6 protein-coding genes are annotated in these 6,685 nt (G+C 71.8%); all 6 read right to left on the bottom strand.

Annotation, left to right across the window (positions count from 1 at the left end; all coding sequences use genetic code 11):
• A partial coding sequence (locus VOI19_RS11260; protein ID WP_323793058.1) for an FtsW/RodA/SpoVE family cell cycle protein occupies window positions 1-627 on the bottom strand: 627 nt, incomplete at its 3' end.
• Window positions 628-654: 27 nt separating this feature from the next.
• On the bottom strand, window positions 655-2,160 hold the full coding sequence (gene murD, locus VOI19_RS11255) for a UDP-N-acetylmuramoyl-L-alanine--D-glutamate ligase (protein ID WP_323793057.1): 1,506 nt from the start codon (window positions 2,158-2,160) through the stop codon (window positions 655-657).
• 13 nt (window positions 2,161-2,173) lie between these two features.
• The gene (gene mraY, locus VOI19_RS11250; RefSeq protein ID WP_323793056.1) at window positions 2,174-3,283 is read right to left on the bottom strand and encodes a phospho-N-acetylmuramoyl-pentapeptide-transferase; all 1,110 of its coding nucleotides are present in this window, start codon (window positions 3,281-3,283) and stop codon (window positions 2,174-2,176) included.
• On the bottom strand, window positions 3,280-4,671 hold the full coding sequence (locus tag VOI19_RS11245; RefSeq protein ID WP_323793055.1) for a UDP-N-acetylmuramoyl-tripeptide--D-alanyl-D-alanine ligase: 1,392 nt from the start codon (window positions 4,669-4,671) through the stop codon (window positions 3,280-3,282). Before VOI19_RS11245 ends, mraY begins: the two co-directional genes overlap by 4 nt.
• Window positions 4,668-6,224 carry a UDP-N-acetylmuramoyl-L-alanyl-D-glutamate--2,6-diaminopimelate ligase gene (locus tag VOI19_RS11240; protein ID WP_323793054.1) on the bottom strand — a complete coding sequence of 519 codons (1,557 nt, stop codon included), beginning with the start codon at window positions 6,222-6,224 and terminating at the stop codon, window positions 4,668-4,670. Before VOI19_RS11240 ends, VOI19_RS11245 begins: the two co-directional genes overlap by 4 nt.
• Before the next feature lie 20 nt (window positions 6,225-6,244).
• On the bottom strand, window positions 6,245-6,685 hold a 441-nt coding region (locus VOI19_RS11235; protein ID WP_323793053.1), incomplete at its 5' end, for a penicillin-binding transpeptidase domain-containing protein.

Below are 6,685 nucleotides of genomic sequence, written 5' to 3'. Positions count from 1 at the left end.
CAGCATCCCGATCAGGATGCCGGCGAAGATCAGGGCGGTGCCCAGGTCGCGGCCCAGGACCACCAGCCCGGTGGCCAGCAGCATGCCGGGCAGCACCGGCACGATGATCTGGTGGAGGCTGCCGAGGCGGCGCTCCTTGTTGGCGTAGATGTGGGCTGCCCAGATCACCAGCGAGAGCTTGGCGATCTCGGAGGGCTGGATCTGGATCGGTCCGACCGCGAGCCAGTTGGTGTTGCCGTTGACCTCGACGCCGATGAAGGCGGTGAGCAGCAGCAGCACCAGGGAGATCGAGAACGCCGGGTAGGCCAGGCGGCGGACCCAGACCAGCGACACCCGGCTGGCGATGATCGCCGCCGGCACGCCGAGGAGGGCCCACATGAGCTGGCGTCGGACGACGGCGTAGGAGTCGCCGAGCTGGGTGTAGGCGTAGACGCTCGAGGCGCTGAGCACCATCACCAGACCGATGGTCAGCAGCAGGGCTGCCGCGCTCACGAGTAGGTAGTAGGTCGTCAGCGGCCGCTCCAGCGCCGCGCGCAGGGCCGGGAACCAGGCACCGGGGTGCGCGGCGGCCGGCGCGACGAGCGGGCGGGAGAGGGATGGCGTGCGCTCCGGGTCGACGGTCGTCACCGGGTCACTCTCCTCGTCGCGCTGGGGTCAGGATCCGTCCACGATGGTGCGCACGGCCTCGGCGAACTTCTCGCCACGAGCTGCGTAGTCGGAGAACTGGTCCTGCGAGGCGCACCCCGGTGCGAGGAGCACCGTGTCGCCGGCGACGGCCAGTGCTGCAGCCGCCTCGACGACACGCACCATCAGGGCTTGTCCGCCGTCTACGGCACCAGTCTCGTCGGCGTCGATGTGGATCACTCGCACATCGGGGGCGTGTCGCGAAAGCGCTGCCGCGATGACCTCGCGGTCGCGTCCGATGAGGACGACGGCACGCAGGCGCGAGGCGACCGAGCGCACCAGCTCGTCGAAGCCGGCGCCCTTGGCCAGCCCTCCTGCGATCCACACGACCGGCTCGTGAGCCATCAGCGAGGACTGAGCGGCGTGGGGGTTGGTCGCCTTCGAGTCGTCGATCCACGTGATGCCGCCGGACGAGGCGACGACGGCGATGCGGTGGCCGTCGAGCCGGAAGCCGCGCAGCCCGTCGCGGACCGCGGCCTGGCTGACGCCGTGCGCGCGAGCCAGGGCGGCCGCGGCCAGCGCGTTGGCCACGACGTGGGGCGCCGGGGTGGTGCCGTCGGCCGAGAGGTCGTCGATCGTGCAGAGCTCAGCAGCGCTGGAGCCGCGCTCCTCGATGAAGGCGCGGTCGACGAGGAGGTCCTCGACGAGGCCGAGCATCCCCACGCCGGGCATCCCGAGGGTGAACCCGACCGCGCGGGCGCCGTCGACGACGTCCGCCTCGCGCACGAGCGCCTCGGTGGCCGGATCGGCAGCGTTGTAGATGCAGGCGCGCTCGACGCCGGTGTAGATGCGGCCCTTGTCGGCTCCGTAGGCCGCCATCGCCGCGGGGCCCGAGCCGTACCAGTCGAGGTGGTCCTCGGCGAGGTTCAGCACCGCTGCGGCCTGAGCGCCCATCGTGTGCGTGTAGTGCAGCTGGAAGCTGGACAGCTCGACGGCGAACACGTCGTACGGCGTGGGGTCCATCACGGCTTCGACGATCGGCAGGCCGACGTTGCCGGCAGCGACGCTGCGCAGGCCGGCCGCGCGCAGGATCGCGTCGAGCATCTGGACGGTCGTGGTCTTGCCGTTGGTGCCGGTGACGCACAGCCAGGGCGCCGGGACGCCGTCGGGGCCGATCGGGCGCAGGCGCCAGGCGAGCTCGACCTCGCCCCACACGGGGATCCCACGTGCCTCGGCCTGGCGGAGCAGCGTGGCGTCGGGCCGGAACCCGGGTGAGGTGATGAGGACGTCGACGTCGTCGGGCAGCGTGCTGGTGGCGCCCTCGTGGATGTCGACGCGGGCGCCGAGCACCTCGAGCAGCTCGGCCTTCTCCAGCTGCGCCGGCGTCGCGGTGTCGGCGAGCGCGGTGACGCTGGCTCCGAGGTGCGTGAGGTTGTCGGCGGCCGCGAAGCCGGAGACCCCGAAGCCGGCCACGACGGCGCGGACGCCGTCCCAAGGGTCGTCGCGACCGAGCAGCCGAGGATCGGGGGCGGTCATGTCGTCGGACCCGTCACAGCCGCGCGACCCACTCGGCGTAGAAGACGCCGAGCCCGGTGGCGACGAAGAGTCCGGTGATGATCCAGAAGCGGATCACGACCGTCACCTGCTCCCAGCCGAGCATCTCGAAGTGGTGCTGCAGCGGCGCCATCCGGAAGACGCGATGGCCGGCCTTGATGCCGAAGACCTTGCGCACCAACGAGCTCGACCGACTGACCTTGAAGACGCTCACCTGCACCATCACCGAGAGGGTGATGAGCACGAAGAGTCCGCCGAGGATGATCAGGAGCAGCTCGGTGCGGGTGAGGATGGCGAAGCCGGCGAGAGCGCTGCCGAGGGCCAGCGAGCCGGTGTCGCCCATGAAGATCGCGGCCGGGGAGGCGTTCCACCACAGGAAGCCGAAGCAGGCGCCGGTGATGGCGGCAGCGATGATCGCGAGGTCGAGCGGGTCGCGGACGTTGTAGCACTGCGAGCTGGGGTTGTCCTGGCAGAACTGGTTGGCCTGCCAGATGTTCATCAGCGTGTAGGCGCCGAACACCATCGCGCTGGCACCGGTCGCGAGGCCGTCGAGGCCGTCGGTGAGGTTGACCGCGTTGCTGGTGGCCGTGACGATCAGCCAGATCAGGATCACCGCGAGGACGGTCGGCAGCACGAGCCAGTCGATCTCGCGCAGGAACGAGATCTTGTGGCTGGCCGGGGTGCGGCCGTTCTCGTCCTCGAGCCACGGCGAGAGCGCCAGGAACCCGAAGACCACGGCGATGACGGTCTGTCCGCCCATCTTGGCCTTGCTGCGCAGTCCGAGGTTGCGCTGCTTGGAGACCTTGATGAAGTCGTCGAGGAAGCCGACGAGACCCATGCCGACGAAGAGGAACAGCAGCAGCAGACCCGACGCCGAGGGCGCCGTCATCGTGATCAGCTTGGCGGAGAAGTAGGCGATCACCGTGGACCCGATGATCACCACCCCGCCCATGGTCGGCGTGCCGCGCTTGGTGTGGTGCGAGGCCGGTCCGTCGTCGCGGATCTCCTGCCCGTAGCCCCAGCGGGTGAAGTACTGGATGGCCACCCGAGTGCCCAGCAGCGAGATGATGAGGGAGAGGCCTCCGCCCAGCAGGATCGCTCTCATGGCGCGGTGGGGTTCCTCTCGCTGGGGGTCGACTGGTCGGTGAGATCGTTGAGCACGCGCTCGGCGACCTGCTCCAGGGCGGCAGCTCGTGAGGCCTTCACCAGGACCACGTCGTCGGCTCCAGCATTGTTCCGCACCCATGCCGCTGTGTCGTAGTGCCCCGCCGTGACGATCACCTCACACCCGCCTTCGCGGGCCCCGTCAGCGATGCCGGAGGCGCCGTCGCCGACCACCACGACCACGTCGATCCCGGCGTGCACGGCGGCGTGGCCGACCTCCAGGTGCCCGGAGTCGTGGTCGCCGCCGAGCTCACGCATCTCGCCGAGGACGGCGATGGTGCGCCCGGAGCGCGACCTCCCGAGGCCTGCGAGGGCCTCGAGGGCGGCGCGCATCGAGTCGGGGTTGGCGTTGTAGGCGTCGTTGAGGACCAGCAGACCGTCGGAGCGCTCGGTGAGCTCCATCCGCCAGCGCGAGGCCGGGGTCGCCGTCGAGAGTGCGGCGGCGACGTCGTCGAGGGCGAGGCCGGCGGCGAGCGCGAGGGCGGCCGCGGCTGCGGCGTTGAGGACCTGGCGGGCGCCGGTCTGCTGGAGTCGGACCGGGGCCCACTCCCCCAGGTGACCGAGGTCGAAGGACGCCCGGCCGAGGTCGTCGGCCTCGGACCCACGCCAGCGGACGTCGCCGGACTCGCCGAAGGACAGCACCCGGGCGTCGGTGCGCGTCGCCATCGCTGCCACCAGCGTGTCGTCGGCGTTGAGCACTGCGGTGCCGTCGCTCGGCAGCGACTCGACCAGCTCGCCCTTGGCCTCGGCGATCGCCTCGCGGCCCCCGAACTCGCCGATGTGGGCGGTGCCGACGTTGAGAACGGCGGCGATGGACGGCGGCGCGATCCCGGCGAGGTAGGCGATGTGGCCGATGCCGCGCGCGCCCATCTCGAGCACGAGGTAGCGGGTCGTCACGTCGGCCCTCAGGACGGTCAGGGGGACGCCGAGCTCGTTGTTGTTGTTGGCCGCCGTAGCCACCGTGGGTCCGGACTGCGCCAGCACGTGGGCCAGCAGGTCCTTGGTGCCGGTCTTGCCCTGAGAACCGGTGAGCGCCAGCACGGTCACGTCGAGCCGGTCCACCACGTGCCGGGCGAGCCGGCCGAGCGCGGCGGTCGGGTCGGCGACGACCACGGTCGGGGCGGCAGTGGGACGGCTGCCCAGCACGGCATGGGCGCCCTCGGCGTAGGAGTGCCCGTCGGTGCGCTCGCCGACGATCGCCACGAAGAGCCCTCCCTCGACGGGACTGCGGGTGTCGACGTACGCCGCGCCGTCGACGACCAGGTCGGGGTCGCCGTGGACCTCTCCCCCGGTGACCTCAGCGATCTCGGCGAGGCTGAGCGCGATCATCGGACGTCGCCGCCCTCGCGTGCGAGCCTGGCGTGCAGGGCCTCCAGCGCCACGGTCCGGTCGTCGAACTCGTGGACCACGCCGTGCACCTCCTGCCCGGTCTCGTGACCCTTGCCGGCGACGAGCACGACGTCGTCGGGGCCTGCGCGGTCGATCGCGGCGGTGATCGCTGCACGGCGGTCGCCGAGCTCGAGGACCTCGGCGCTCGACCCGCTGGTGCCGGCCAGCACCTCGGCGCGGATCGTGGCGGGGTCCTCGGTGCGCGGGTTGTCGTCGGTGACGATCAGCACGTCTGCCAGACGCGCGGCGATCTCGCCCATCACCGGTCGCTTGCCGCGGTCGCGGTCGCCACCGGCGCCGAGCACCACGAGCACGCGACCGCCCTTCTCGTCGGCCACGGGACGCAGCGAGGTCACCGCGGCCTCGACGGCGTCCGGCTTGTGGGCGTAGTCGACGACGACGAGGAAGCGCTGCCCGGCCGCGATCCGCTCCATCCGTCCGGGCACGACGACCTTCGAGAGGCCATCGGCCACGGCCCGGGGGTCGTGGCCGGCCTCGGCGGCCGCGGCCACCGCCGCCAGGGCGTTGCTCACGTTGAAGCTGCCGGGGAGTCGGATCTCGGTGGCGACCTCCAGCCCGTCAGGACCGTGGACGACGAAGGCGAGACCGTCCTCGTCGGCGTTGATGCCGATGTCGGTGGCCGTCCAGTCGGCCGTCGCCCCCGCGGTGGAGAACGTGCGCACGGGCAGCGCCGTCTCGGCGGCCAGGCGCCGCCCGTGCTCGTCATCGACGTTGATCAGGGCGAGCCGGGCGTGCTCTGGGGTGAAGAGGGAGGCCTTGGCCTGGAAGTAGTCCTCGACGTCGTCGTGGAAGTCGAGGTGGTCGCGCCCGAGGTTGAGGAAGACCGCGACGTCGAAGACGACGCCGTCGACCCGGCCCAGCACCAAGGCGTGGCTGGAGACCTCCATGCAGCAGGCGCCGACGGCCTGCTCGCGCATCAGGGCGAAGAGCCCGTGCAGGTCGGGCGCCTCGGGGGTCGTGAGGGACGTCTTGACGTCGACGCCGGCGATGCGCGTGCCGACGGTGCCGATCACCGCGGCCGGCACTCCGGCGGCGAGCAGGCCCGACTCGGCCAGTCGGGTCGTGGTGGTCTTCCCCTGGGTGCCGGTGACGCCGATCATCGTCATCGCGCGCGCCGGCTCGCCGTACACGCCGGCGCTCACGAGACCGAGCACGTCGCGGGGCGCCTCGACGACGATCACGGGGACGTCGACCCCAGCCTCGCGGCAGCGCGCGCGACCCGCGGCATCGCTCAGCACGGCGACCGCTCCAGCGGCGACCGCTGCGACGACGAAGTCGGCGCCGTGCGCGCGAGCGCCCGGGAGCGCGGCGTACAGGTCGCCGGGCTGGACGCGCTCGGTGCTCAGGCTGATGCCGGAGATCGAGACCCCGCCCGCACCCGACACGTCGACCCGGTGCCCGGCGTCGCCCAACCACCCCACGACCGCGTCGAGGGCGGTGAGGGTCGGGACGGCGGGGCGGGTGGACGACACGACGCGACCATCCTGTCCCATCACCACTCGGTGGCGAGCTTGGAGGGGTTGGTGCCCGTGGGTGCCACCCCGTAGCGACGCAGGGTGTAGGCCATCATCTTGGAGAACGCCGGGCCGGCGACCGAGCCGCCACCGCCGCCGTTGCTCGGGTTCTGGACGACCACGTAGATGGTGAAGCGCGGGTCGTCAGCCGGGGCGAAACCGGCGAAGGACACGGTGAAGCCGCCGTCGGCGTAGCAGTTGCACGCCCCGCCGACCCGCTGGGCGGTGCCGGTCTTGCCTGCGACCCGGAAGCCGGGAACCGCAGCCCCGGGGGCCACCCCGACCTCGGGGTCGATGACGCGTTCCATCATCTGCATCGTCTGGTAGGCGGCGTCCTCGCTGACCACGCGCTGCCGGGTGGCGACGTCGCTGCCGACCTCGGTGCCGTTGCCGAGGGTGGCGGTGAGATCGGAAGAGCG

Source organism: Nocardioides sp. (assembly GCF_034670285.1).
Taxonomy (GTDB): Bacteria; Actinomycetota; Actinomycetes; order Propionibacteriales; family Nocardioidaceae; genus Nocardioides.
The sequence above is the reverse complement of the archived record's forward strand: the minus strand, read 5'-3'. Positions and strand labels throughout refer to the sequence as shown.

Bases quoted from the DNA above. Each gene is read 5' to 3' on its own strand.
- murD (WP_323793057.1), bottom strand. From the start codon at position 2,160: ATGACCGCCCCCGATCCTCGGCTGCTCGGTCGCGACGACCCTTGGGAC.
- mraY (WP_323793056.1), bottom strand. From the start codon at position 3,283: ATGAGAGCGATCCTGCTGGGCGGAGGCCTCTCCCTCATCATCTCGCTG.
- VOI19_RS11245 (WP_323793055.1), bottom strand. From the start codon at position 4,671: ATGATCGCGCTCAGCCTCGCCGAGATCGCTGAGGTCACCGGGGGAGAG.